General features: G+C 66.6%; 19 protein-coding genes and 1 tRNA gene. 7 read left to right on the top strand and 13 right to left on the bottom strand.

The features are described from left to right. Positions 1 to 8 precede the first annotated feature (8 nt). Complete coding sequence (locus LC092_RS06295) at positions 9 to 2,009, top strand: hypothetical protein (RefSeq protein WP_224805587.1); 2,001 nt, start codon at positions 9 to 11, stop codon at positions 2,007 to 2,009. Between the two features lie 37 nt (positions 2,010 to 2,046). On the opposite strand, the gene LC092_RS06290 is transcribed toward LC092_RS06295, so the two are convergent. The 3 genes from LC092_RS06290 to LC092_RS06280 form a co-directional block, all read right to left on the bottom strand. Further along, positions 2,047 to 3,570 carry an alpha/beta hydrolase gene (locus LC092_RS06290; RefSeq protein WP_224805586.1) on the bottom strand — a complete coding sequence of 508 codons (1,524 nt, stop codon included), beginning with the start codon at positions 3,568 to 3,570 and terminating at the stop codon, positions 2,047 to 2,049. A gap of 124 nt (positions 3,571 to 3,694) precedes the next feature. After that, a complete protein-coding gene (locus LC092_RS06285) occupies positions 3,695 to 3,961 on the bottom strand; it encodes a cupin domain-containing protein (protein ID WP_224805585.1) in 267 nt (88 codons plus the stop codon). An 83-nt stretch (positions 3,962 to 4,044) separates the two neighbouring features. Then, on the bottom strand, positions 4,045 to 4,857 hold the full coding sequence (locus LC092_RS06280) for a class II aldolase/adducin family protein (protein WP_224805584.1): 813 nt from the start codon (positions 4,855 to 4,857) through the stop codon (positions 4,045 to 4,047). A gap of 158 nt (positions 4,858 to 5,015) precedes the next feature. Between LC092_RS06280 and LC092_RS06275 the strand changes: the two genes are divergently transcribed. After that, positions 5,016 to 5,954, top strand: coding sequence for a LysR family transcriptional regulator (locus LC092_RS06275; protein WP_224805583.1), 939 nt, complete (start codon positions 5,016 to 5,018; stop codon positions 5,952 to 5,954). Between the two features lie 89 nt (positions 5,955 to 6,043). Here the strand turns inward: LC092_RS06275 and LC092_RS06270 are convergent. Beyond that, positions 6,044 to 6,117 (bottom strand) — tRNA-Gln (locus LC092_RS06270). 854 nt (positions 6,118 to 6,971) lie between these two features. Between LC092_RS06270 and LC092_RS06265 the strand changes: the two genes are divergently transcribed. From LC092_RS06265 to guaB, 3 genes are all read left to right on the top strand, one after another. Continuing rightward, complete coding sequence (locus tag LC092_RS06265; protein WP_412103530.1) at positions 6,972 to 8,129, top strand: Ppx/GppA phosphatase family protein; 1,158 nt, start codon at positions 6,972 to 6,974, stop codon at positions 8,127 to 8,129. Further along, positions 8,126 to 8,824, top strand: a complete 699-nt coding sequence (locus LC092_RS06260; protein ID WP_224805581.1) for an RlmE family RNA methyltransferase — start codon at positions 8,126 to 8,128, stop codon at positions 8,822 to 8,824. Before LC092_RS06265 ends, LC092_RS06260 begins: the two co-directional genes overlap by 4 nt. Positions 8,825 to 9,005: 181 nt before the next feature. Continuing rightward, positions 9,006 to 10,508, top strand: a complete 1,503-nt coding sequence (gene guaB / locus LC092_RS06255) for an IMP dehydrogenase (protein WP_224805580.1) — start codon at positions 9,006 to 9,008, stop codon at positions 10,506 to 10,508. A 131-nt stretch (positions 10,509 to 10,639) separates the two neighbouring features. Here the strand turns inward: guaB and LC092_RS06250 are convergent, their stop codons facing one another. After that, on the bottom strand, positions 10,640 to 10,840 hold the full coding sequence (locus tag LC092_RS06250) for a hypothetical protein (protein ID WP_224805579.1): 201 nt from the start codon (positions 10,838 to 10,840) through the stop codon (positions 10,640 to 10,642). A gap of 369 nt (positions 10,841 to 11,209) precedes the next feature. On the opposite strand from LC092_RS06250, the gene LC092_RS06245 reads away from it, so the two are divergent. After that, positions 11,210 to 12,502: an RsmB/NOP family class I SAM-dependent RNA methyltransferase gene (locus LC092_RS06245; RefSeq protein WP_224805578.1), complete on the top strand. Its 1,293-nt coding sequence runs from the start codon at positions 11,210 to 11,212 to the stop codon at positions 12,500 to 12,502. 31 nt (positions 12,503 to 12,533) lie between these two features. Here the strand turns inward: LC092_RS06245 and LC092_RS06240 are convergent, their stop codons facing one another. Beyond that, a complete protein-coding gene (locus tag LC092_RS06240; RefSeq protein ID WP_224805577.1) occupies positions 12,534 to 14,045 on the bottom strand; it encodes a LysM peptidoglycan-binding domain-containing protein in 1,512 nt (503 codons plus the stop codon). Positions 14,046 to 14,224: 179 nt separating this feature from the next. Here LC092_RS06240 and LC092_RS06235 point away from each other — a divergent pair, with 179 nt between their 5' ends. Next, the gene (locus LC092_RS06235) at positions 14,225 to 14,827 is read left to right on the top strand and encodes a TIGR00730 family Rossman fold protein (RefSeq protein ID WP_224805576.1); all 603 of its coding nucleotides are present in this window, start codon (positions 14,225 to 14,227) and stop codon (positions 14,825 to 14,827) included. Between the two features lie 86 nt (positions 14,828 to 14,913). Here the strand turns inward: LC092_RS06235 and LC092_RS06230 are convergent, their stop codons facing one another. From LC092_RS06230 to LC092_RS06200, 7 genes are all read right to left on the bottom strand, one after another. After that, entirely contained in the window at positions 14,914 to 15,657 is a 744-nt protein-coding gene (locus LC092_RS06230) for an SDR family NAD(P)-dependent oxidoreductase (RefSeq protein WP_224805575.1), read from the bottom strand. Positions 15,658 to 15,663: 6 nt separating this feature from the next. Then, on the bottom strand, positions 15,664 to 17,139 hold the full coding sequence (gene purF / locus LC092_RS06225) for an amidophosphoribosyltransferase (protein ID WP_224805574.1): 1,476 nt from the start codon (positions 17,137 to 17,139) through the stop codon (positions 15,664 to 15,666). A 158-nt stretch (positions 17,140 to 17,297) separates the two neighbouring features. Beyond that, positions 17,298 to 17,936 (bottom strand): CvpA family protein, encoded by a 639-nt coding sequence (locus LC092_RS06220; protein WP_224805573.1) that lies wholly within the window; start codon positions 17,934 to 17,936, stop codon positions 17,298 to 17,300. A gap of 219 nt (positions 17,937 to 18,155) precedes the next feature. Continuing rightward, positions 18,156 to 19,553, bottom strand: a complete 1,398-nt coding sequence (gene radA, locus LC092_RS06215; protein WP_224805572.1) for a DNA repair protein RadA — start codon at positions 19,551 to 19,553, stop codon at positions 18,156 to 18,158. Continuing rightward, positions 19,553 to 20,722, bottom strand: a complete 1,170-nt coding sequence (gene alr, locus LC092_RS06210) for an alanine racemase (protein ID WP_224805571.1) — start codon at positions 20,720 to 20,722, stop codon at positions 19,553 to 19,555. Before alr ends, radA begins: the two co-directional genes overlap by 1 nt. Positions 20,723 to 20,907: 185 nt before the next feature. After that, positions 20,908 to 22,386, bottom strand: coding sequence for a replicative DNA helicase (locus LC092_RS06205; RefSeq protein WP_224805570.1), 1,479 nt, complete (start codon positions 22,384 to 22,386; stop codon positions 20,908 to 20,910). Positions 22,387 to 22,585: 199 nt separating this feature from the next. Then, positions 22,586 to 24,598 (bottom strand): PhoX family protein, encoded by a 2,013-nt coding sequence (locus LC092_RS06200; protein WP_224805569.1) that lies wholly within the window; start codon positions 24,596 to 24,598, stop codon positions 22,586 to 22,588. Positions 24,599 to 24,743: the final 145 nt, after the last annotated feature.

Below are 24,743 nucleotides of genomic sequence, written 5' to 3'. Positions count from 1 at the left end.
ATTTGACCATGATGGAACAGAGGCCCGAGGCGGCGCGACTGGCCGATACGCTCGATGTGGCCATCGAACGACTGGCGGGGGCGCGTCCCTTCGCCAAGCAGCGCCATCAGCGTCCCGTTCTCGATGTGGCGGCGCGCCTCACCGCCGTTCCCGGCGGTCTGGAGGTTCTCTTCGAGCGCGGGCTTGCGATGGAGGCCGCCGGTCTCTTTCGCGGCTCCGACTGGGACGATCCCTCCAGACTGCTGCCGCAACTTGTCGGGCAGACGCTGCAAAGCCCGGACCGGCTGACGGTGGCGCTGGAGGTGACGAGCCTCCTGCGTCTCCTGGCGATTGCCAGCGGCGGGGGCGCGCATGTCAACATTCACGCCGAACACGCCCGCCACTTCCTGACGCAGGTTCTGGCGCTCAACCTGCGCCATTTCTTCGACCAGACCAGCGAAGCGGACCGGCAGGACAGCACAGGGGCGGCGCTGCGCGGCGACGTGTTCCGCTTCATCGCGGAGCATATCGGCTTCCAGGACGTGCTTGGCATTCTGGTTGCGGAAATCTGGCGCATTCTGGAGCAGCGCCCGCTCCAGGTCGGGCCGGTGAAGGAAATGATCACCCAGATCGCCATTGCGCTGACGCTTGAGGACGGCGGCATCGGGCGCGAGCGGCTCGGCGCCGACCGGCTGGTCAGCGCGCTGTTCGGGCCGACCAACGAATGCCTCGACGATCCGGGCATCGACGCCTATCTCGCGCGGCTGGAGCGGCTCGACGAGACCGCATTGCGCCGCGAGGCGTCCGGCTTCGCCCGCGCGATGCACGACACAGGCCTTGTGTCCGACTATCACGCGGCGTTCCTGCGCTGGGTGTCGGAGCATCGCGACGCGTCGCTCCTGCCCGAAACGCTCGGGCTTGGCGGAACCGGCATCGATTGCTGCCATAAGTTCAAGTCGCTGGTCACCCGGCTGATCGCCGAAGCCGTCCATCCGCAGACGCCGCAAGCGGTTTATGGGCTGTCCATGCTGCTGGAACGCGGGGTGCTGCACAGCTCCCCCATCGCGCCTGCGCTGGAGCGGCAGATGTCGATGAGCCTCAGGCCGGATGTGGCGGGGCGGATCGAACTCGCTTTCGGCAATGCCGTCTCCGCCCATGCCCGCGTCCTTGCCGGCACGCTCGAGGTGCTCGGCCAGCCGCTCGGCGTGGGGCAGGGCGCCAATCCGACCTGCCAGTCCGCCCGGGCGATCGCCATGTGGGCGCTGAACGATCCCGACTTTCTGCTCCACCTCATCTGCCAGGTGGGCGAATTCGATTCGCTGCTGATGCATTTCGAAGGCAAGGCGATTGCCTCCGGCGACCTGCCGGCGGGACTTGCGGCCGGCGCGGTCATCGACGCCGATCCGGTCTCCGTGCTGCTGGTGCCCCATCTCGACCGCGTCTATGCGGAAATGGGGCGTATCTGCGCGCCGCGCGGCGGCGACCCGCACCGCTGGATCAACCCCGAGTTTCACGGCTGGTGGGTGGCGCGCGACTGTGTCGTCGCCGTCGATGTGCTGACCGGGCAACTGGACGATTACGACGGCTTCGTCACGCGGTTCTGCCAGGGCTGTCACCCGGCGTATAACGGCGGTCGTCCCGTGATCCATCCGCAGCCCGCCGGTATCGCCGTGACCGATGCCAGCGCGCGCTTCGTCGGCTGGCATGCGATCTCTATCCTGCGGGTGGCGCAGGACACTGAAGGGCGCACGCGGATCTATTTCTACAATCCCAACAACGACAGCGGGCAGGACTGGGGCGGCGGCGTGACCGTTTCCACCCAAGGAAACGGCGAGCGCCACGGCGAGGCGTCGCTGGTGTTCGAGCAGTTCGTCTCGCGGCTCTACCTGTTCCACGACGATCTCATCCGCCCGGCCGGCGCCGGAGCCCCGGTCCCGGCGGAGCTGATCGCCGATATTCGCACCATGGCAGTAGAAAGCTGGGCGGCGGAGCGCATCCCGCGGGACCTGGCACTCGCCGGCGCGCAGTAGCGCCGGCCGGTGGCGTGCGTGTCCCGAAGACTGCCGGCTAGGGCGCGCTGAACAGCGGGAAGCTGACGCCGAGGGCCCAGGCGAGGCAAAGGCCCAGCCCGAGGCCGGCCGAGAGCGGGCCTGAGCGGCGGGCGACCCATCGTCCCATCAACCCGTGCACCAGGTAGAAGAGCACCAGCACCGGCAGGATGAGAAACAGGAACATCAGCCGCTCCGGGTCCTGTGCGGCCGCTCCTGCCAGCGACAGCATCACGGCAACGCGGGCCGCGATCCGTCGCCACCAGGACCCGCGCCCGGCACCCGACACGAAGCTGTCGGCGATCATGACGGGAACGGTTCCAACTGCAAGGGCTGCGATGATCGCGAGCCGTTCGGCGTTGGGCAGGAAGCTTGCGGCGTAGCGGTCCATCGCAAGGCCGAAGACGGCCGTCCCCCAGATCGCAAGCAGGAGAACCGCCGGCACCGACACGGCCAGTCCTTTCGCCGTCCAGACGCGCAAGAGCGTCAGTTGAGCAAGGCCATAGAGCGCCAGATGGATCACCAGGTAGTCGGCCACAAGAACCGGCAGGAACGGCACATAAAGCGCGACCGCGACGAGCGGTACTGCAACGGCCGGCAGAAGGATCGAGACCCAGAACCGGCGTGCGGATACCTGAGCCGGCACGGTTGCCGCCTCGGGCAACAGGGCGACGAGCGGGCGGAAAAGCCCGACGATCCCGGCCATCAGGAGCAGGATCCAGAGGCCGGGTAGCACCGGCGCGGCGGCGCTTTGGCGCTCGAAGGCGGCATCCAGCCAGTCGCGCGTCTCACTGAGTGCGGTGGCGCTGAAAAGCACCCCGACGTGCTCGACCCCGGGCGCGACGACGACGCGGCGCGTCACATCGCCTGCGGTCGCGGTCTCGCCTTCGGTCGCGTCGGGCTGAACCATCCGGAGATCGGCAAGGGCGACCTCCCGCAGGCGCGTCTCCCATTCGCCGCTGACCGCAAGCAGGCGCCTGGGCAGCGTGGCGGTCACGGCCTCGGAAAACATCGATATCGCGACCACCGCCTCGACCGGCGTGCCGGCGTCGCGCTCGGCGATCGCCGCGCGGACCAGAATGTCGGTTGCCATGGAATGCCCCAGCAGCGCGACGCCGCCGGCATCCGGCGCAAGTTCGCGCCCGGCTGAGATTACGCGGCGCGTTTCCGCCACCAGGAGCGCGGTGGTGCCGTCGATGGAGGTCACGTCGCCCGACATCGGCACCGGGTTGCGCCCGTGCCCCTCGAAGTCGAAGGCGAGAACCGTGTAGCCAGAGCGCGCGAGCGTCAGCGAATAGGCCTGCATCAGCTGGCGCGATCCGGCGAAGCCATGGGCGATGACGACGAGCGGGCCGGCCTCGCCGGGCTTTCGATAAAGTGTCGCGGGGGTCGTGCCGACCGAGACGTCCGAGATGTCCAGACCGGCACGGCCGCGTTCGAGCGTGACACTCGAGGCCGCGATGGCAATGAGCGCGACAAGCGCGACGAGCCATCCAAGCCAGCCTCCGCGTGACGGGCGGTCGTGTCGGAGTTGCGCGCTCATGTCTTTAGGAAACACCGCGCGAGTGTGGCGGACGGGCTGACCATTGCGCCATCAAACCCCGAATTTCGAGGGGTGTCCACGCTGGCGAACAGTGAAACCTGTCAATTTTATCGTGTTTCGACGGCTATTTGCGTGCGACCAGGATGGTGGCACCGTTTGCGCCGGCCTCCTCGGCGTGTTCGACATTGGCGGCAAGCAGGCAGGTTTCGCCGGGCAGGTGGCGGGCGGCACCCTCGGCGGTGTTGAGGATGAACTCTCCCTCAACCACATAGACGAATGAGATCTTGTCGTGGGTGTGCGTTTCGCTGCGCGACAGGGCCGCGAACTCCACGCGTTTTGTCGCGCCGTAGCCCTCATTCCGTGCCTGGCGCTCGAACTCCTCGGGCGTCATTCTTCCCTCCTGACGGACACGCCGCCCCCCGCAAAAGCGGGGCGCGGCGTGGTCTCCTCCCGGTTTTCCCCTCTGGATATGTGTCAGTCGAACATGTCCGGCTGATCGACGACGAGCTGGTTCCAGATCGTCTGGAAGTGCAGCCAGCCGATATAGTCGCTGCCGACATGTTCGCGGCTGTAGCGGGCGCGGTCCGCCGGAACGTGGATCGGGTCGATGCCGGAGGCGGCGATGTCGAGCTGCTGCTTGCAGCAGCGCTCCAGCGCGATGAACCAGAAGGCGGCGCTGTCGATGCTGTGCCGGCTCGCCGTCAGCAGTCCGTGGTTCTGGTGCAGCGCGGCCTTCACGCCCTTGAACGCCTTGGCGACATTGGAGCCGGCGTGGTTTTCCACCGCGACCGCTCCGGCCTCGTCGCCGATGATCACGTGATCCTCGAAGAAGGCGCAGGCATCCTGGGTGATCGGCTCGATCGGGCGGCCGGTGGCGCACCACGCGGTGCCGTAGAGCGTATGGGCATGGCACATGGCGATGATGTCGGGGTGTTCCTCATGAACGTTGGCATGCAGCACGAAACCGGCACGATTCACCGCGTGCTTGCCCTCGATCACCTTGCCCGCGTGATCGACGAGGATCAGGTTCGACATCTTCACCTTGTCGAAATGCACGCACATCGGGTTGGTCCAGTAAAGCTCCGGGCGTTCCGGATCGCGCACCGTGAGGTGGCCGGCGAAACCGTAGTCGAAGCCCTGCTGGGCGAAGGCGCGGCAGGCGGCGACGAGGTGCTCCTTGCGGTGGCGGCGTTCATCCTCCACCCGGTCGAACTCGGGAAGATCGGGGAAGATCAGCCCCGCCTGCTCGGGCTGATAGATCGAGACGCGATTTCCAAGGTCGAGCATGGGTTTCTCTCCGATAGCGATGCGCACGCGAAACCGGTCGCGTGTGGTGTCCGGCACCAGTTTCGCAACAAGCGGCGGGACGCGACAACGCAAGATCGGCAATAATAGTTATCGTCGACGCGAGGGCAGCGTGGCGGACAGACGGGCGACGTGGGGCGATGCGGGACGACAGATTGCTGGAAATGCGGGTGTTTCAGGCGGTCGTCGACACCGGAGCCTTCACCGCGGCCGCCCACAGCCTTGGCGTCAGCCAGCCGTTCATCAGCCAGACCGTGCAGCGGCTCGAGCAGCGGCTTGAAACCAAACTGCTGCATCGCACGACGCGGGGGCACCGGCTCACGACCGAGGGCGAGCGGTTTCTGGCGGTGGCGCGGCGGGTGATCGAGGCGGTGGAACAGGCCGAGGCCGACTGGCAGACGAATGATTCCCAGGTCGAGGGGCATTTGCGGGTGTCGGCGCCGATCGCCTTCGGTCTCGACCGGGTGACGCCCTTGATGCCGGCGTTTCTGGCGCGCCATCCGGGTCTGTCGCTCGATCTGCGGTTGACCGATGATACGGAAAACCTGATCGACGACCAGATCGACGTGGCGATCCGCATGGGCCGGCTGCCGGCCTCCAGCCTGATGCACCGGCGGCTGTGCCGGCTGCAGAGGATCGTGGTGGCCGCGCCCGCGCTGCTGGAGCGGTTCGGTGTGCCCGAAACCCCGGCGGAGCTGGAGCGCATGCCCTGCGTCGCCTGGGACGGAAGCCGCGAGCACCTGAACCGCTGGCGGTTCGTCGTCGCGGGCGCGCCGGTCACCTTTCGCGCGGAGAGCCGGTTCAAGAGCAATCAGGGCATGTCGCTCTACCAGATGTGTCTGGCGGGCTTCGGCGTCATGCGCATTGCCGAGCATCTGGCCCGTCCGGCGATTGCCGACGGCCGGCTGGTGCAGGTGCTTGCCGACTGCACGGACGTCGACGACGGCGCGATCTATGCCGTCTTCCTGCCGGATCGCCACATGGTGCCCCGCATCCGCAATTTCATCGATTTCCTCGTGGAGGCCTTCAAGGCGCCGCCCTGGGAAGAGGCGGCGCCAATTGCTGATGTCAGTAGCTGACGTGGCAAACACGTCGGGCCGAGTTTGCGCAATCGCACGGATCGGGCGTTTGCCGAAGTGCTTCAGATGGAAATGAGGGAAGGAAGAGTTGGCTGGGGAACCTGGATTCGAACCAGGACTAACAGAGTCAGAGTCTGCGGGTCTACCGTTAACCTATTCCCCAAGACCAGGAGCGGAAGGCACCTTGCGGCGCGACGCTCGTCTTGTGCGGCGTTGTATGAATCTCGGCCCGCGCTGTCAAGGGTCGATCTTTCACGCTGTGCCGGCTGTGGACTGTTGAGGAGGGGAGCGGGCGCGCGGTCGTGCATGCGAAGCTGCCGCGGGACTTTGTCCTTTGCCCAACGCATTGCGAGGCGCCGAAACGATGGTAAACTGTCGTCAACAAGAGACCAGCTCAGACCCATGACATTTGCGGTCTGACCAGCCGAGGCGCGCGAGAGCCGCCGGCGAGGACGAACAGTGAGCGAATCGGGAAAGATCGGGCCGGATTCCGACCGGCCTCATCCCGACGCGGAAACGGATGCAGAGGCGCGCGCCGCAGGGCGGCGTCGTGGATCCGGCAGGAAACGCAGGCGACGGGGCAAGAAAGGCCCGGTTGCCCAAGGTTCCGCGGAGGGACTGTCAGCGGGAGCGCCCGACCATCACGGTGCGCCGAGCATGATGGCCGCGCCGGATCGTGCCTCGACCCACGGCACGAACAGCGGCGGGGACCGGGTGCAGTCCGGCGAGTCGGAGCGGGAGCGGCCGGCCGTTACAGGTGCGCCCCTCGACGGCGACGCGCAACCGGGGTCGGCTGAAGCCGCCACGACCGGCGGAAAGAAACGGCGCGGCAAGCGGCGGCGACGGCCGAATCGAGCGGAGCGCCGGGCGGAAAAGCCGTTTTCGCCATCGCAGCCGGAGCGGGCCGGCGACGTGTCCCCGCATCAGCAGGCCCCTCCTTTCGGACAGGCCGCGACGGCAGAGCCGGTGCGCGATCCCGTGCGGTCCCTGCGGGCTGCGGCCGACGGTCAGACATGGATGACGCGGCCGAAAGACGTCGCGCGGAAGCGGGACGAGGGCGCGCGTGAAGCTCCGGGCCGGGCTCATCGCCCGGGGCAGGGCGCGCGCCGTATCGCCGCGCCGGTGGTGCTCGATCCGGCCGGCGCACAGCGGCTTTATGCGGCGCTCGATCTTGGCACAAACAATTGCAGGCTTCTGGTGGCGCGCCCGGAAACCCGGGGATTTCGCGTCGTCGATGCGTTTTCGAAGATCGTGCGGCTGGGCGAGGGGCTCGGGCACCACAACCGGCTGAGCGAAGCGGCGATGGACCGGGCAATCGAGGCGCTCGGCTGTTGCCGGGACAAGATGCGCGACCGCGGCGTGGACCGTGTGCGGTTGATCGCGACGGAGGCCTGCCGGGCGGCGGAAAACGGACCGCTGTTCATCGAACGGGTCTTTGAGGAAACCGGGCTGGCGCTGGAGATCGCGACGCGGGAAACCGAGGCACGGCTTGCCGTTGCCGGCTGCGCCTCGCTGGTGGACCCGGATGCCAATGGCGTCGTTCTCTTCGATATCGGCGGCGGATCATCGGAAATCGTCTGGCTCGACCTGCGCAACCGCTGCGGCGCGCGCGGCGTCGCGCTGACGCGCTTCATCCGCGACTGGACATCGCTGCCGGTCGGGGTGGTCAATCTTGCGGAACGGCACGGCGGTCGCCATGTCACGGCGGATATCTTCGAGGCGATGGTCCAGGACGCCCGCCAGCACCTTGAGGCGTTCTCGCTCGGGCGCGAACTCACCGAGGCGATCTGCGACGGCAAGGTGCATATGCTCGGCACGTCGGGAACGGTGACGACGCTTGCCGGCGTGCATTTCGGGCTGAAGCGCTACGACCGGCGGCGGGTCGACGGCGCATGGATGGATGCCGACGATGTGACGGCAATGATTGAGCGCCTGCGCGCGATGCCCTATGAGGAGCGCGTGGGCAACCCTTGCATCGGCGCGGACCGCGCGGATCTGGTGCTCGCCGGCTGCGCGATCCTGGAAGCGATCCGCAGGCGCTGGCCGTGCCAGAGGCTGCGCGTGGCCGACCGGGGCCTGCGCGAAGGCATTTTGATGGAACTCATGTCCGCCGACCGGGTCTGGCGGCGCAAGGACCCGCCGAAGTATCGCGGCCGGGGAAGGAAGCACAAATGAGCGGATCGGGCCGCGGCCGCGGCGATCGCGGCATGTTCGAGCGGGTGAAGACCGCGAAACGGCGCACCAACTCTTCGGCGCGCTGGCTGCAGCGGCAGCTGAACGACCCTTATGTGCGGGCGGCGAAGATCGACGGCTATCGCTCGCGCGCGGCCTACAAGATCCTCGAGATCGACGACAAGCATCATATCCTCAAGCCCGGCCAGCGGATCGTCGACCTTGGTGCGGCGCCAGGCGGCTGGTGCCAGGTGGCGGCGGCCAAGACCGGCTCGACCGATCAGGACCCGCGCATCGTCGGCATCGACTATCTCGAGGTCGAACCGCTGCCGGGGGTCACGCTCCTGCTCAAGGACTTTCTGGAAGATGATGCGCCCGAAGCCCTGCGGGCGGCGCTCGGCGGGCATGCGCCCAACCTGGTGATGTCCGACATGGCGGCGCCGACCACCGGACACCGGCAGACCGACCATCTGCGCACGACTCACCTGTTCGAGGTCGCGGAGGAATTCGCCCGCGAGAATCTGGCGCCCGGCGGGGCGTTCCTGTCGAAGGTGTTTCGCGGCGGCGCAGAGAACGAGGCGCTCGCCCGGCTCAAGCGGGATTATCAGTCGGTGCATCACATCAAGCCGCCGGCAAGCCGCAAGGAAAGCCCGGAACTCTACGTTCTGGCCAAAGGGTTTCGCGGCGGCGAAGGCTGAGCCGGTCCGGGCGGCAGGGAGCCCTCCGCCCGCATCCGCATCGGCGGGGCGTTATGCCGCTTTCCTTCCGGTCACACCCGTGTTAATGACCCGCGCCAACCTCTCTTATTCGTGACGCTTCGTCCCGGGCGAATTCTTGCTTCCGGCGGCCGGGCGGTATTTCCTGAAAGGGGATTGGCATATGGCTGAATTCTACCAGTCGATTCATGGCGCGGAAGCGCTCACCTTCGACGATGTTCTCCTGATGCCCGGGCACTCCGAAGTGCTCCCGTCCGAGACAGACCTGCGGACCCGCGTCACCCGGGGCATCGAGCTCAACTTCCCCCTGCTTTCAAGTGCCATGGACACGGTTACCGAAGGGCGTCTGGCCATCGCCATGGCGCAGGCCGGCGGCATCGGCGTCGTCCATCGCAATCTCACCATGGACCAGCAGGCCGAAGAGGTTCGCCGGGTCAAGAAGTTCGAGTCCGGAATGGTCGTCAACCCGCTGGTGATCGGACCGGACGCGACGCTTCAGGACGCTCTCGACCTGATGGAGCGGCATCGCATTTCCGGTATTCCGGTGGTGGAGAACGGCGGCGCGGGCGGACAGCATGTCGGCCGCCTCGTCGGCATCCTGACCAACCGCGATGTCCGCTTCGCCTCCGACCCCAGCCAGCGCGTTTACGAACTGATGACCCGCGAGGGACTGGTGAGCGTGCGCGATACGGTGAGCCAGGCGGAGGCCAAGCGTCTCCTGCACAAGCATCGCATCGAGAAGCTCCTGGTGGTCGACGACGCGCAGAACTGCGTCGGGCTGATCACCGTCAAGGACATGGAAAAGGCGCAGCTCAATCCCAACGCATCGAAGGACGACCAGGGCCGGCTGCGCGTTGCCGCCGCCACCAGCGTCGGTCCCGAGGGGTTCGAGCGCGCGGAACGCCTTATCGACGCGGGCGTCGACCTTCTCGTCGTCGACACCGCCCACGGCCATTCCGAACGCGTGCTGGAGATGGTGCGCCGGGTGAAGACGAAGTCGAACGCGGTGCAGGTGCTGGCCGGCAACGTCGCGACTCGCGACGGCACGCGGGCCTTGATCGATGCGGGTGCGGACGCCGTCAAGGTCGGTATCGGACCGGGCTCGATCTGCACGACCCGCATCGTCGCCGGTGTCGGCGTTCCGCAGCTCACCGCCATCATGGAAGCCTGCGAGGCGGCCGCGAAGGACGACGTGCCGGTCATCGCCGACGGCGGCATCAAATATTCGGGCGATCTTGCCAAGGCCCTGGCGGGCGGTGCTTCGGCCGCGATGATCGGGTCGCTGTTTGCCGGAACCGACGAAAGCCCGGGCGAGGTCTATCTCTACCAGGGACGCTCCTACAAGGCCTATCGCGGCATGGGATCGGTCGGCGCCATGGCCCGCGGCTCGGCGGACCGCTATTTCCAGGCGGAGGTGCGCGACGCGCTGAAGCTGGTGCCGGAAGGGATCGAGGGGCAGGTGCCCTACAAGGGGCCGCTGGAAAGCGTCCTGCATCAACTGGCCGGCGGCCTGCGCGCCGCCATGGGCTATGTCGGGGCCTGCACGCTTGCGGAGCTTCAGGAAAAAGCCCGCTTCGTGCGGATCTCCGGCGCCGCGCTGCGCGAAAGCCACGCTCATGACGTGACGATCACGCGGGAAAGCCCGAACTACCCGTCCAACGTCTAGGGCCAACAAAAAACTCCGGGACATGGTCCCGGAGTTCTTGCTTGAAACAGTGAAAGGCGGAGTGTCGGGTCTGATGCACTTCAGGTCTGACGCGCGCGATCAACGCGCCTCAGTGGCCGGAAGACGCGGGATCAGGCGCCGGCGTCGGAATCGTCGGACTTGGTGTTGCGCCCCTTGCGTTTCACCTGTGACATCTCCAGAAGGCGATGGGCACAGGCAACGAGGAGTTCCGGGGATTCTCCGCGCATGTCCTCTGCGGCATATTCGAAGTATGCCTTCCAGGCCTTGATTTCCTTGCTTGGGTCAACTGTTCCGTCGGTTTTATCGGTCATCGCTTCCACCTCCAATTTGCACCAGAAGACGTGATAGAACGTTATCGAAGCGTTATTCCTTTCGGGTGTAAAGACACGCTTTAGTTGATTGGAAGTTGTAAACTGATATTATTCACGAGGCGTTCCTACTTTGGGTTGTTGAGCTCGCCTCTATTCGCGCTGATATTATTTTTGACTGCGTTGGGTCGGGCTGAGGTGCAAACGTTGGCAAGCATCAATGGATCGGCTAAAGCAGCAAACGCCGACGTCGGAAACCGGACACCAAGCGCAGAATGACACTCGTGTCACCGTGCCGGAAACGGTTGCAGAGGATGACGCGGAAGCGGTGGCGTTGTCGTCGACAGAAACACGTAACTTCGGGGATTGGGCATGAAAGACGGGGGCCGGCTGGCCGCGGCAATCGAGATTCTGGACGATGTCGATACCCATCGACGGCCCGTGCAGGACTCCCTGAAGGACTGGGGGCGCCGCCATCGCTTCGCCGGGTCGGGTGACCGTCTGGTGATCGCCAATCTTGTGTTCGATGCTCTTCGCAAGCGCTTGTCGCTGGCCCATGTGATGGGGTCTTCCAGCGCGCGCGCGCTGGTGCTGGCCACCTATGCGCGCAGTTGGGGCTTTGGCACGGAGGGGCTGGCGACGGTTCTGCAGGACGACCGGTTTGCGCCGGAGCCGCTCGAGCCGGATGAAGTTGCGCTTCTGGAAAAACCCCTCGATGCGGACGCGCCCGATCACGTGCGCGCGGATGTGCCGCTTTGGCTCTGGCCGCATTTTGAAGAGGCCTTCGCCGAAGAGGCGGTGGAGGAAGGAGCGGCGCTGGCCGCACGCGCGCCCATCGACATGCGCGTCAACCTCTTGAAGGGGGACCGGGAGCGGCTCCACAAGCGGCTCGCGCATCTTGGCGTCATTGACACGCCGATTTCGCCGGTGGGCCTCAGGCTGCCACCGCCACCGGGCAAGGAGCGGGTGCCCCACGTTCAGGCGGAAGAGGGGTTTCGCAAGGGCTGGTTCGAGCTGCAGGACGAGGCGAGCCAGGTCGCGGCGCTGCTCGCAGCCTCCGTCGAGCCGGCTCAGGTTCTCGACTATTGCGCGGGCGGCGGCGGCAAGACCCTGGCGCTTGCCGGCGCGCTGGGAAACCGCGGGCAGATCTATGCCCATGACGTCAGCAAGCTGCGGCTGGCGCCGATTTTCGAGCGGCTGCAGCGGGCCGGCGCGCGCAACGTGCAGACCCGCGATCCGGAAACCGGGAAACTCGACGATCTGGAAGGCCGGATGGACCTGGTGTTCCTCGATGTGCCCTGTTCGGGGACGGGCGTCTGGCGCCGCCGGCCGGACTCCAAGTGGCGGATCACGGCGAATGCGCTCTCGGGGCGGTTGCGGGAACAGCGCGAGGTGCTGGCCCAAGCGAGCCGATACGTGCGTCCGGGCGGCTACCTGGCCTATGCCACCTGTTCGCTGCTTCCCTGCGAGAACCAGACCCAGGTGCGGGCTTTCCTGTCGGACAATCCGGTGTTTCAGGCCGAGCCGCTGGTGTCGCGCTGGGAACAGGTCTTTGGCGAAACCGCCACCAAGCCGAGATTCACGGAAGAGGGCTTTGCGACCCTCAGTCCCGCACGCACGAACACTGACGGCTTTTTCGTCGCGCTGTTGAAGCGCGCCGACTGACGGGCCGGCGAACCGCTTTTCTGCCTAACTCCTAATTCGCGACGGGCCAGTTCCGGTCGCCTTCCGGCATCATGAACACCTGACCCGGATAGATCAGGTCCGGATTGCGGATCTGGTCCTTGTTGGCCTGATAGATCGTGGTGTAGCGCAGGCCCTCGCCATAGCGCCGCTGCGAGATGGTCCACAGGTTGTCGCCGCTGCGGATGATGATGCTCGGGATCTGGCGCGCGCCGGTGCTGGCGCTTGCGCCGTCGCCCTCGCCGGCGGTACCGGTGGCGCTCACCGGGCGCAGCACGATGGCGTCTTCCGCCCTCTCGAAGGTCACCTGCGCGCGCGCGACCACGGTCCCGCTGTCCGGGACGATCTGGTCCGCCCGCACGTCGACCTCGCCGGGGGCGATCTCGTTTTCGGTTTCCATCAGCCAGCGGCCCTTGCTGTCGGTCCTGGCTTCGCCGATCAGCGTATTGTCGAAATAGACGCGGACGTCGGAATTCGGCTCGCCGGCACCGGCGACGAAGACTTTGCTGTCCTCCGTCTCCACCGCTTCGACCGTCACCCGGGGCGTGGCGGGCGTGTCCGGTGCCGGGCCTGCGGTCTCGCCGGCAGGGGTCTCAGTGGCCGCGGGGCTATCCGTGGCGGGGGCCGCCGCGACCTCTGTCGAAGGCGTCGTCGAGGGGGCGGGCGATGCATCGAGCGTGGCGTCTGCCGCGCGCTGCTCCGCCGGCTGCGCGGAGGAGGGCGTTGCAGGTGCTTCCGAAGCGGCAGGCGTCGTGTCGAACTGTGCGGGCGGCTGAGCGGTGTCCTTTGCGGTTTCCGCAGCCGTCTCCGTCCGTGCCGCGACGTCCCGGGAGGTGTCGTCCGCCTGGCCGCTTTGGGGCGTTTCACCTGCCGTCGTCGTTTCTGTTTCCGGCTTTTGCAGGATCTGCGACGGTGCGCCCGGCTCGTTCAGCATCACCAGAACCTCGCCGGTCTCGGGATCGTCGGGAACGGAAACGGCAATCGACTGTCGCGAGGCGCTCTTCACGGTACCGGCGTCGTCCCGGGTTTCGAGCGTGACGGCATGAGCCCCCGGATCGAGCGGGGTGTCCAGCACGATGGCGAATTCGCCGGCGGCATTGGCGATGCCCTTGCCGACCACCTTGCCGTTGGACAGAAGCGCGACGATCGCGCCGGCCTCGGAGCGCCCGGCGACGACGGTCGAGCCGTCGGGCTCCACGCGCATCAGGTCGAATGTCGGTTCGCTGCCCTCGGTCGTCGTCGCGGCGGTGTCGACCGGTGCGGGGGCGTCCGCGCTTTCGTCGCGCGGCTCGATGGCAGCGGTGCCGCCTTGCGCGGTGTCGCCATCGGGTGCGGTTGATGGTGTCCCGCCATCCGGCGCGGCGGCCGTTCGTTCGCCATCCGTCGCAGCCGGAGCATCCGTCGGCGTGGTCGCAACGCGTTCATCGCCAGGCTGCTGCCGAAGCTGCCAGAGCCCGATGCCGAACGCGCCGGCGCCGACGATCCCGGCGAGAATGAGCAATTGAACGACGACTTTCCGCGACATGCCAGATCCGTTCCCTGAGTTTTCCAGGTCGTCGGGATCGGTTTCAGCGCCTCGTGGCCCGTGAATCCTGTCGATCCCCTCCCGTTCCTAGATGGTTATATGCTTATTCCTGGGGCGGCAAGCAACCGCTCCGCTCGAGCCGTATTGACCGGCGTGCGCCACGGTGCAAAACAGGGCGCATGAGCGATATGAAAACGATTTGCGTCTATTGCGGCACCGGAGAGGGCGCGACGCCCGCCTATCTTGCCGCTGCCACCGAGCTTGGACGCCGCATCGCGGCCGACGGTCTCTCCCTCGTCTACGGGGGCGGATCCATCGGGCTGATGGGGGCGGTGGCCCGCGCCACGCTGGACAACGGCGGCCATGTCACCGGGGTCATTCCGCGCTTCCTGGAGGAACGCGAGGTGATGATGCAGACGGTCAGCGATCTTGTGGTCACCGACGACATGCATGAGCGCAAGCGCATCATGTTCGACCGCGCCGACGCCTTCGTCGCGTTGCCCGGCGGCATCGGCACCCTGGAGGAACTGGTCGAAGTCCTGACCTGGGGGCAGCTCGGCCGTCACCGCAAGCCCGTCGCCCTTGCCGACATCAACGGGTTTTGGCGGCCGCTGGTGACCCTTCTGGAGCACATGCGGGAGGAGGCCTTCATCCGTCCGGGCTTCGAGATCGCCTATCACGTCTGCCCGACGGTGGACGACATCCTGCCGACCCTGCGCGCGGCCTGCGCAGCCCCGGGCGACGAAGCCGGCGCCAATGTCGCCGACCTGGCTCGGCTGTAGATCCCGTCCGGGCACCGCCCTCGTGAAACATCCGTATAATTGACAGAAAGGCCCTGATGCATTTCGCTGCGTCAGGGCCTTTGCTGTTATGACGTTACTTGAAAGAAGCTTCGTAACTCCTTCGACGGAAAGTCATAAAGGAGGCCGCTATCCTTGTTTTCCGGCGCCGCCAGATCAAGCAGGCAAGGAGCCAGTTCGCTTGGGTGGGCGAGGGAGGCGGCGTCTTCGCCGGGCATTGCCTCGGCACGCAAGGCGGTGCGCATGGGGCCCGGATTGACCAGCATGCCCGTAATCGGCGTCTGGCGGGTTTCGGCGACATAGGTGCGCAACAGCGTTTCCACGGCAGCCTTTGAGACGGCATAGGGCCCCCAATAGGCCTTGCAGCTATGCGCGGCGTCCGAGGTGAGGACAACGACGCGGCCGGCGTCCGACTGGCGCAGCAGCGGGTCGAGCGAGCGCAGCAGCCGCCAGTTTGCCGTGACGTTCACCGCCATCACCTTGTCCCAGGTCTTGGGCTTCACGTGTCCGAGCGGCGAGAGACCGCCAAGAATGCCGGCATTGGCGATCAGCACGTCGAGCTTTTTCCAGCGCTCGTAAATGGCAGCGCCGAGACGGTCGATCGCGTCGAAGTCGGTCAGGTCGACCGGCACCAGCGTTGCCTGGCCGCCGGCGCTGCGGATCTCGTCGTCGAGTTCCTCCAGGCCGCCGACCGTGCGGGCGATGGCGATCACATGCGCGCCTTCGGCGGCCAGCGCCTTGGCGGCATGATAGCCGATGCCGCGCGAGGCGCCGGTGACGACGGCGACGCGTCCCTCAAATCGTTTCTGCATGCGTGATTATCCCACTTCGACCAGGCGCGGCATGTGCGACACGTCATCGTCTTCGGCCATGTCGGTCAGCGGCGTCGGATAGTCGCCGGTGAAGCAATGATCCGTGAACTGCGGGTTTTCCGCGTCGCGTCCCTCGTAGCCGATGGCCTTGTAGATCCCCTCCACGGAGAGGAAGGCGAGGCTGTCGGCGCCGATGTAATTGCGCATTTCCTCAAGGCTGTATTTGGCGGCGAGGAGCTTTTCGCGCACCGGCGTGTCGATGCCGTAGTAGTCGGAATAGCGGATCGGCGGCGAGGCGAGGCGGAAGTGCACCTCGCGGGCGCCGGCCTCGCGGATCATCTGCACGATCTTCACCGAGGTGGTGCCGCGCACCAGACTGTCGTCGATCAGCACCACGCGCTTGCCCTCGATCTGGGCGCGGTTGGCGGAGTGCTTGAGCTTGACGCCCAGGGTGCGGATCTGCTGGGTCGGCTCGATGAAGGTGCGGCCGACATAGTGGTTGCGGATGATCCCGAGCTCGAAGGGAACGCCCGAGGCTTCTGCGTAGCCGAGCGCGGCCGGAACGCCGGAGTCCGGCACGGGCACGACCACATCGGCATCCACGGCCGATTCAAGCGCGAGCTGGCGGCCGAAGTCCTTGCGCACATTGTAGACGCTGCGCCCGCCGAGGATCGAGTCGGGGCGCGAGAAATAGACGTATTCGAAGATGCAGGGCCGGGCCGGGCGCCGGCCGAAGGGGAAGTGGCTCTCGATGCCGCTCGGCGTGCAGACCACCACTTCGCCGTTCTCGACCTCGCGGATGAACTTGGCGCCGATGATGTCGAGGGCGCAGGTCTCGGACGCCAGGATCGGGGCGCCGTTGAGATCGCCGAGCACCAGCGGCCGGATGCCGAAGGGATCGCGCGCGCCGATCAGCTTCTTGCGGGTGAGGGCGACCAGCGAATAGGCACCTTCCATCTGCAGGATCGCGTCGATGAAGCGGTCGACGATCTTGCCCTTGCGCGAGCGTGCGACGAGCTGCAGCACGACCTCGGAATCCGATGTCGACTGGCAGATCGCGCCGTCCTTGATCAGGGCGCGGCGCAACGTCATGGCGTTGGTGAAATGGCCGTTGTGGCAAACGGCGATGCCGCCGCCGTCGAGTTCGGCGAAGAGCGGCTGCACGTTGCGCAGGATCGTCTCGCCGGAGGTGGAGTAGCGCACGTGGCCGATCGCATAGGGGCCGGTCAGGCGCCCGATCGTCTCGGCGTCGGAGAAATGGTCGCCGACGAGGCCCTGATGGCGCTCCGAGCGGAACTGGCTGCCGTCGAAGGTGACGATGCCGGCGGCTTCCTGCCCCCGGTGCTGCAGCGCATGAAGGCCGAGAGCGGTGATCGCGGCCGCATCGTCATGCCCAAGAATGCCGAAGACGCCGCACTCTTCGCGCAGCGTATCGCCGTCCAGCTCTTCGCGAGTAAATTCCAGCGTGGTGTTGCCGGCCATCGTCCTGCTCCTGATTGTCACGCCCGCGCCGGAACGTCAGCGCCCGGCAGCGTGAACCCTTTGCCGGCGCCACGCAAGCGGGCGCCCGGATGTCTGTTGATCCCGTTCAATCGCAAACGGCGACTTGGCGGCGCCTGCGCGGCGGCCGCTCTTGCCCCTCAGTTGGTGGACGAGCCGGAGGTCGTCAACTGCTCGAGCCCGCGCCGTTCGGTGTCGGAATATCCCTGCTCCTCGGCCGGGGCTGTCTGGCTCTGCGGTGCGACCCCGTCCCCGGAGGCTCCCCCGCCGTTGCGGATGCGGTTGAGGATCGCTTCTTCCGGGTCATCGGGAAGGGCCGCTACGAGACGGTTGCCGATCGAATCGAGCATCGGCTTCGACTTGGCGCCGGCGATCCAGCCCGGCTGTTCCTGCGCCGGGACGAACCAGTTGAAGAACAGCATGGCGACGACAACAAGCAACAGCCCGCGCAGGGCGCCGAAGACGAAGCCGAGCGACCGGTCCAGCGCGCCGATGCGGCTGTCGAGAACGAAATCCGAAATGCGCATGGTGATGTAGCTCACCACGATCAGCGTGATCAGGAAGACGCCAGCGACCGAGACGCCGAGGGCGACGCTTTCCTGCGCGATATATTGCTGCACGAAGGGCAGCACCTGCTTGTAGAGCAGGAACGCGGCGACAGCGGCCGCGACCCAGGACGCGATCGACAGCACCTCGCGCACGAAGCCGCGGATCATCGCGAGGATCGCGGACAAGAACATGATGACGAGAAGAATTCCGTCAAGAATGGTGATCGGCATTGCTCGGCACTGTCCCTGATCGCAGCCCATATGGCATGTTGGACCCAGTCGTCCGCGTGGGTCCTGCGCGGAAAGTCTACTCCAAAGATCGCGATTCGCGCGGCTCGGCGGGGAGCCGCCATACGTTCGCTTTCCTGTCACGGCGCCTGCATCCGCGCAAGGACGGATACGCGCGTCACCCCGGTCTTCTCGCGCCCGTTACAGGCGCTTGCGCTCCGGTTACCCGTCGCTGTCGCTCGAACCGGCACCGGAGGCAACGCGTGCCACCAGATCGGCGAGTTCCGACAGTCCGGTGACCTCGCCGGTCTCGCCCTTGCCGTCCGCCAGATTGGCGTCCGGAACGAAGGCTGCGGTAAAGCCGAGTTTCTGGGCTTCCTTGAGGCGATTTTGCGCCTGGGAGACGGCCCGTACGGCACCCGACAGACTGATCTCGCCGAAATAGACGCAATCGGCGGGCAGGGCAACCCCGCTGAGCGAGGAGACAAGTGCTGCGGCAACCGCGAGATCGGCGCCGGTCTCGGTGACGCGCAGTCCGCCCGCGACATTCAGATAGACGTCGTTTTGCGCGAAACGCACGCCGCAGCGCGCCTCGAGCACCGCCAGGATCATCGACAGCCGCGCGCTGTCCCAGCCGATCACGGCCCGGCGCGGGGTGCCGAGCGGCGAGGGGGCGACCAGCGCCTGGATCTCGATCAACAGCGGGCGGGTGCCCTCGAGCCCCGCGAAGACCGCCGAGCCTGGCGTGCGGCCGGAGCGTTCTCCGATGAAGAGCGCGGAGGGGTTGGCGACCTCGCTCAGGCCCTTGTCGGTCATCTCGAAGACGCCGATCTCGTCGGTGGCGCCGAAGCGGTTCTTGACCGAGCGAAGGATGCGGTACTGATGCGCGCCGTCGCCCTCGAAATAGAGCACCGCGTCGACCATGTGCTCGACGACGCGGGGACCCGCGATCTGCCCGTCCTTGGTGACATGGCCGACGAGAATGACGGTGGCGCCGCTCGATTTGGCGTAGCGCACCAGCGCCTGCGCCGAGGCGCGCACCTGCGTCACCGTTCCAGGCGTCGATTCCACCGTTTCCGTCCAGAGCGTCTGGATGGAATCGATGATCACCAGCGCCGGCGCGGGGCCGTCGGTCAGTGTTGCCAGAATGTCCTCGACGCTGGTTTCGGCGGCCAGACCGACCGGCGCGTCGGTCAGCCCGAGGCGCGCCGCGCGCAGGCGCACCTGATCAATCGCCTCCTCGCCGGAAATATAGACCGCGCGATGACCGCCGCGGGCAACGGCTGCCGCCGCCTGGATAAGCAGCGTCGACTTGCCGATACCCGGATCGCCGCCGACCAGAAGCGCGGAACCGCGCACGAAGCCGCCGCCGGTGACGCGGTCGAGTTCGCCGACCCGCGTCTCGATCCTCGGCGGCGCCTCGCTTTCTCCCGAAAGGCCGACCAGCGGCACGACCCGGCCCTTGCGCCGGTTCACAGGCGCCGGAGAGCCGCCGACGCCGGCGCCGGTGCGTTCCTCCACCAGACTGTTCCAGTCGCCGCAACTGTCGCAGCGCCCGGCCCATTTGGCGGCAACCGCTCCGCAGGACTGGCAGACGAAGGATGTCGAGCGCTTGGCCATCAGCCGGTGCCTCTTGCGGATCGAACCGGGAGATAGCGCCGCGAAAACCGCCGGCCGAGGCCCGTCAAAAGCTCATATCCGATGGTACCGGCGCAGGCGGCGGTCTCGTCGATCGGGATGTTGGCCCCGAACAGCTCCACGAAATCGCCGCGCTGCGCCACGTCCGGCGGGACGGCGCTGACGTCGAAGGCGGACATGTCCATGGAGACCCGGCCGAGGATCGGCAGGCGGTAGCCGGCAATCCAGGCATCGGCGCCGCGTTTTTCGTCCGTGGAGCCGGAGGCGCGCAGGTAGCCGTCGGCATAGCCGGCAGCGACCATGGCGACGCGCATGTCGGCGGGGGCGGTAAAGGTCGCGCCGTAGCCGATGGTCTCGCCGCGCTTCAGCTCGTGGATCTGCAGGATGCGGCTTTCCAGCGTCACCACCGGGCGCAGGCGCGCCTGCGGCAGTTGCGAGGCCCTGGCGCCGTAGAGCGTGATGCCGGGCCGGGCGAGATCGAAATGATAGTCGCGATCCAGAAAGATGGAGGCGGAGTTCGCCAGCGACCGACGGGCATCGGGAAAGAGCGCGCATGCCTCGCGGAAGCGGCCGAGCTGTTGCCCGTTCATCGGATGGTCCGGCATATCGGCACAGGCCATGTGCGACATCACCATGTCGGGCGCGAAACCGCACGACGGGTCCGCCGCGATTGCCCGCGCCTCGTCGAGCGACAGGCCGAGCCGGCTGATCCCGGTGTCGACATGGAGGCCGGCCGGCGGGGGAGCGCTCTGGCCGGCGATGAAGCCGCGCCATTCCGCGACCTCTTCCGGGGAGCCGAGCACCGGACGAAGTCCGTGGCCGGCGTAGAAGTCCGCCGCGCCCGGATAGAGGCCGTTGAGAATGTAGATCGTAGCGTCGGGAAGCCGCGCGCGCGTTGCCTGGCCTTCCTGGGGCGTCGCGACGAAGAACGTCCGGCAGCCGGCCGTCCACAGTGCGGCGAGGCCTTCATCCGAGCCAAGGCCGTAGCAATCGGCCTTCACGGCCGCGCCGCATTCCGCATCGTCGCTCAGCCGTGCATCGAGCGCCTGCCAGTTGGCGGCGAGCGCGTCGAGATCGATGGTGATGCGTCCGCCGTCGCCGGGGAGATCGGCGCTGTTTGCTGCATCTTCGGGGGAGGGGTGTTCGGTCAAATCCGTCCTGGTCCATCGCGCGTGTTTGAGAGGCGGCGAGCCTCTGTCTCGGCTCTCGCCGCGGCGGTCATGGATCGCCTGCGGGGCGGTGAGCGGCGAGCCTGCGGCCTGTTCCGGCGCACATGCACCGCATTTGCACGCGCGCCGGCGTGCAGGTCAAGCGTGCGCGGCCAGGATGCCCCGTGCTAGTCGTGCGGTTCGGGGAAGCGGTCCGGGTCGGCGAGGTCGGAGAAGCGGGTGAATTCGCCCTGGAAATGCAGGTGCGCGGTGCCGGTCGGGCCGTGACGCTGCTTGGCGATGATCACCTCGGCGCGGTTTCGCACCCGGTCGAGCTTTTCCATGTCCTCCGGCGTCGCCTCCTGGCCGATGGCCTTGGCGAGATAATATTCCTCGCGGAACACGAACATCACAACGTCGGCGTCCTGCTCGATGGAGCCGGATTCGCGAAGGTCGGAGAGGATCGGGCGCTTGTCGTCGCGCGATTCGACCTGTCGAGAGAGCTGGGAGAGCGCGATGATCGGGACGTTGAGTTCCTTGGCGAGCGCCTTCAGGCCCGTGGTGATCTCGGTGATTTCCTGAACGCGGTTGCCCTGGTTCTTGCTCGAACCGGTCAGCAGCTGGATGTAGTCGACGATCAGCAGGTCGAGGCCGCGCTGGCGCTTCAGCCGCCGGGCGCGCGCGACAAGCTGCGAGATCGAGATACCGCCGGTCTGGTCGACATGCAGCGGCACGCTCTGCATCGTCTGGGCGGCGGCCGCGAGCTTTTCGAAGTCATGTTCGGAGATGTCGCCGCGCCGGATCTTGGACGAGGAAATCTCGGTCTGCTCGGAAATGATACGCGTGGCGAGCTGTTCCGCCGACATCTCAAGAGAGAAGAAGCCGACGACGCCGCCGTTGATCGTCTTCATCGTGCCGTCGGGCTGCTCCTCGGCCTGATAGGCCTCAGCCACGTTGTAGGCGATGTTGGTGGCAAGCGAGGTCTTGCCCATGGCCGGGCGGCCTGCGAGCACGATCAGGTCCGAATGCTGAAGGCCGCCCATCAGGCTGTCGAGATCGCGCAAGCCGCTGGCAAGGCCCGAAAGCGCGCCCTCGCGCTGATAGGCGGCGGCCGCCATTTCGATGGTCGATGTCAGCGCGTCGCCGAAGGAGACGAAGCCGGCGTTGGAGCTGCCCTTTTCCGCCAGTTCGAACAGCCGGCGCTCGGCGTCGTCGATCTGGGCCCCGGGCGGCATGTCGATCGGCGCGTCGAAGGCGATGTTGACCATGTCCTCGCCGATGCGGATCAGGTTCCGCCGGATCGCCAGATCGTAGATCGCGCGGCCATAGTCCTCGGCGTTGATGATGGAGGCGGCGTCGGCGGCGAGGCGGAGAATGTATTGCGCGGCCGACATGTCGGCGATCTTCGCGTCCTGGGCGAAGAAGGTCTTCAGCGTGATCGGCGAGGCGACCTTGCCGGCGCGGATGAGCTGGCCGGCCTTCTCGTAGACCTCCCGGTGCGGCGCGATGAAGAAATGGCCGGGCTCGAGAAAGTCGGAGACGCGATAGTAGGTCTCGTTGTTGACGATGATGGCGCCGAGAAGCTGGCGTTCGGCCTCCGCGTTGTGCGGCGCCACGCGCATCTGTACCGCGGCGTTCGTATCGTTCGCCGGTGCCGTGCCCTTCATGTCTCATCCCCTCGCAAGGCCTTTGTCGTACCGGGCGAGGGCAGGAGAGACAAGGGGAGCGCCAAGGAATCGCGCCGATGATTCACGGTCCGTGAATCATCGGGATAAGTCGTGAATCCGCTTGACGCTGATGGTGCTGGTTAACTTGCCGGCAAATGACGGACCCGCCGGCAAACCGGCGGGTCCATCGGGCGTAAGACTATACGGCGATCCTGCCGCCGCCCTGTTTGGTCACCACGACCACGGAGGGGCGCGGCGGCATGCCGTCCTGGAAGTCCGGCCAGCGGGTCGCGGGGTCCTCGAAGGTCGAGTTGCGCTCGAAGCCGGCGAAATTCTTCGTCCCGTCCGTTCCAGGATGCTGAACGGCGAGGAAGAGCGTCGTCTGGTCCGGCGTGAAATAGGGCCCGCAGAGCTCGCCGCCGACGGGGCAGCGGAAGAAGAGCTTCGACGAGCCGCGCAGCGCGCCCTCCGTCTCCAGCGCATAGAGGCCGTCGGACTTGCCGGTCTTGGCCCAGTTCGATCCCTGGTCGGTGGAAATCCACAGCCGGCCGTCCGCGTCGATGGCGCAATTGTCGGGGGAGGCGAACCAGCCGTGCTCGGAGGTCTCCGGCCCCCATTGCGCACCGACCTCGGCAACCGCCGGGTCGCCGCATTTCACCAGAATGTTCCAGGCGTAGGTCGTCGCGGCATGGTCGCCGTCGGGCGCGATCATTTCGACGATATGGCCGAAGGCATTGTCCGCGCGCGGATTGGCCGCGTCCTCCTGGCCTTCCTTGCGGCGGGTGTTGTTGGTCAGCATCATGTAGACCTTGCCGTCCGGTCCGGGCTGCACGTCCTCCGGACGGTCCATCGGCGTTGCCCCGAGCGCGTCGGCGGCAAGACGGGCATCGATGAGAACGTCGGCCTGGCTCTCAAAGCCGTTTTCCGCCGTCAGCGGTCCCGCGCCATGCACGAGCGGCAGCCAGTCGAGCGAGCCGTCCTCGTTGAACCGGCCGACATAAAGCGTTCCCTCCGACAGCAGTTTCATGTTGGCGGCGCGGTCGTCGGAGACGGTGCCGGCGGACACGAACTTGTAGACATAGTCGAAGCGGGCATCGTCGCCGGTGTAGACCACCACGCGGCCGTCCGCGTTGACGATCGATTCCGAGCCTTCATGACGGAAGCGGCCGAGCGCGGTGTGCTTCACGGGCGTGGAGGCCGGGTCCATCGGGTCGACCTCGACGATCCAGCCGAAGCGGTTCACCTCGTTCGGCTCCACATCGATGTTGAAGCGTTCGTGATGCTGGCCCCAGTTGTACCAACGGCCCGGCGCGCCGTAGCGCTTCAGGCTTTCGGCATCGGCGCGGTCGAGCACCGGCTTGCCGTCGGCGTCGAGAGTGTCGGTCCAGAAATAGCCATGGAAGTTTTCCTCGGCCATCAGATAGGTGCCCCAGGGGGTGATGCCGCCCGCGCAATTGTTGAGCGTGCCGATCACCCGGGTGCCGTCCGGATCGGCCGCGGTCTTCATGCGGTCGTGACCGGCGGCCGGACCGTCGACGATCATCTCGGTTTCAAGCGCGGTGATCCGACGGTTGTAGGGGCTGTCGAGGACAACGGACCATTTGCCGTCGGCGCCGCGCGCGATCTCGAACACCGATCCGCCGTGCGCGGCCATCTCGATGTCGACCAGCTCCCGCGTCATGTCGGCGAAGTCTTTCTTGTCCTGCCGGCCGATGCCGGGGAACATGACTTCCTCGTTGGTGTACTCGTGGTTCACGCAAAGCAGGCCGTGCGATCCGTCTTCGGCGAGCGGCACGAAGCCGACGTAATCATTGTTGTAGCCGAAGCGCTTGAGCTGGTCGTCCGCCGACTGGGCTTGCGGATCGAACGGGCCGACATCGGGGAAGATCGGGTCGCCCCAGCGGATGAGGACATCCGCGTCATAGCCCTCGGCGATGTGATGCCGCGTGTCGTTGCCGCTCTCCAGTTCGGGGAAGGCGAAGGCCGGCGTGGCGGCGCGGGCCTGTGTTGCGGCGGTGAGGGCCGTGGTGCCGAAGAGTGCCGTCACTGCGGTGACGCCGAGCGCGCCGCGCAGCACGTCGCGCCGGCCGTAACGCCGGTTGACGATGTCGCCGAAGGTGCGCGCGGTTTTCGGGCTCAACACGGCATTGTCGGCCTCTTCGAAGGCTTCCGCCTTGTTTCCGAAGCCATCGTTGAACTTGTTGGTGGTCATCAGCGGAAGTCTCCCTCATTTCAGCCGGATGCGCGCTGCGGCGTCTGAAAATCCCGACGAATGCGCCGGAACTGCAGCGCGCCGGCAACGGCCAAATAGATTCAAAAAGATCAGTCGCTTGTGCCGGCTATCGCGCGACACGTGC

The organism is Stappia stellulata, assembly GCF_020176715.1.
Lineage (GTDB): Bacteria > Pseudomonadota > Alphaproteobacteria > Rhizobiales > Stappiaceae > Stappia.
This window is presented reverse-complemented; position numbering and strand designations above follow the sequence as displayed.

What these genes read in the sequence shown, in the direction of transcription:
- LC092_RS06265 (WP_412103530.1), top strand. Translation starts at nt 6,972, where the DNA reads ATGACGCGGCCGAAAGACGTCGCGCGGAAGCGGGACGAGGGCGCGCGT.
- LC092_RS06285 (WP_224805585.1), bottom strand. Translation starts at nt 3,961, where the DNA reads ATGACGCCCGAGGAGTTCGAGCGCCAGGCACGGAATGAGGGCTACGGC.
- LC092_RS06220 (WP_224805573.1), bottom strand. Translation starts at nt 17,936, where the DNA reads ATGCCGATCACCATTCTTGACGGAATTCTTCTCGTCATCATGTTCTTG.
- LC092_RS06235 (WP_224805576.1), top strand. Translation starts at nt 14,225, where the DNA reads ATGAGCGATATGAAAACGATTTGCGTCTATTGCGGCACCGGAGAGGGC.
- purF (WP_224805574.1), bottom strand. Translation starts at nt 17,139, where the DNA reads ATGGCCGGCAACACCACGCTGGAATTTACTCGCGAAGAGCTGGACGGC.
- LC092_RS06245 (WP_224805578.1), top strand. Translation starts at nt 11,210, where the DNA reads ATGAAAGACGGGGGCCGGCTGGCCGCGGCAATCGAGATTCTGGACGAT.
- LC092_RS06230 (WP_224805575.1), bottom strand. Translation starts at nt 15,657, where the DNA reads ATGCAGAAACGATTTGAGGGACGCGTCGCCGTCGTCACCGGCGCCTCG.
- LC092_RS06240 (WP_224805577.1), bottom strand. Translation starts at nt 14,045, where the DNA reads ATGTCGCGGAAAGTCGTCGTTCAATTGCTCATTCTCGCCGGGATCGTC.
- LC092_RS06295 (WP_224805587.1), top strand. Translation starts at nt 9, where the DNA reads ATGATGGAACAGAGGCCCGAGGCGGCGCGACTGGCCGATACGCTCGAT.
- LC092_RS06275 (WP_224805583.1), top strand. Translation starts at nt 5,016, where the DNA reads ATGCGGGACGACAGATTGCTGGAAATGCGGGTGTTTCAGGCGGTCGTC.
- LC092_RS06200 (WP_224805569.1), bottom strand. Translation starts at nt 24,598, where the DNA reads ATGACCACCAACAAGTTCAACGATGGCTTCGGAAACAAGGCGGAAGCC.
- LC092_RS06205 (WP_224805570.1), bottom strand. Translation starts at nt 22,386, where the DNA reads ATGAAGGGCACGGCACCGGCGAACGATACGAACGCCGCGGTACAGATG.
- LC092_RS06260 (WP_224805581.1), top strand. Translation starts at nt 8,126, where the DNA reads ATGAGCGGATCGGGCCGCGGCCGCGGCGATCGCGGCATGTTCGAGCGG.
- LC092_RS06280 (WP_224805584.1), bottom strand. Translation starts at nt 4,857, where the DNA reads ATGCTCGACCTTGGAAATCGCGTCTCGATCTATCAGCCCGAGCAGGCG.
- LC092_RS06250 (WP_224805579.1), bottom strand. Translation starts at nt 10,840, where the DNA reads ATGACCGATAAAACCGACGGAACAGTTGACCCAAGCAAGGAAATCAAG.
- guaB (WP_224805580.1), top strand. Translation starts at nt 9,006, where the DNA reads ATGGCTGAATTCTACCAGTCGATTCATGGCGCGGAAGCGCTCACCTTC.
- radA (WP_224805572.1), bottom strand. Translation starts at nt 19,553, where the DNA reads ATGGCCAAGCGCTCGACATCCTTCGTCTGCCAGTCCTGCGGAGCGGTT.
- LC092_RS06290 (WP_224805586.1), bottom strand. Translation starts at nt 3,570, where the DNA reads ATGAGCGCGCAACTCCGACACGACCGCCCGTCACGCGGAGGCTGGCTT.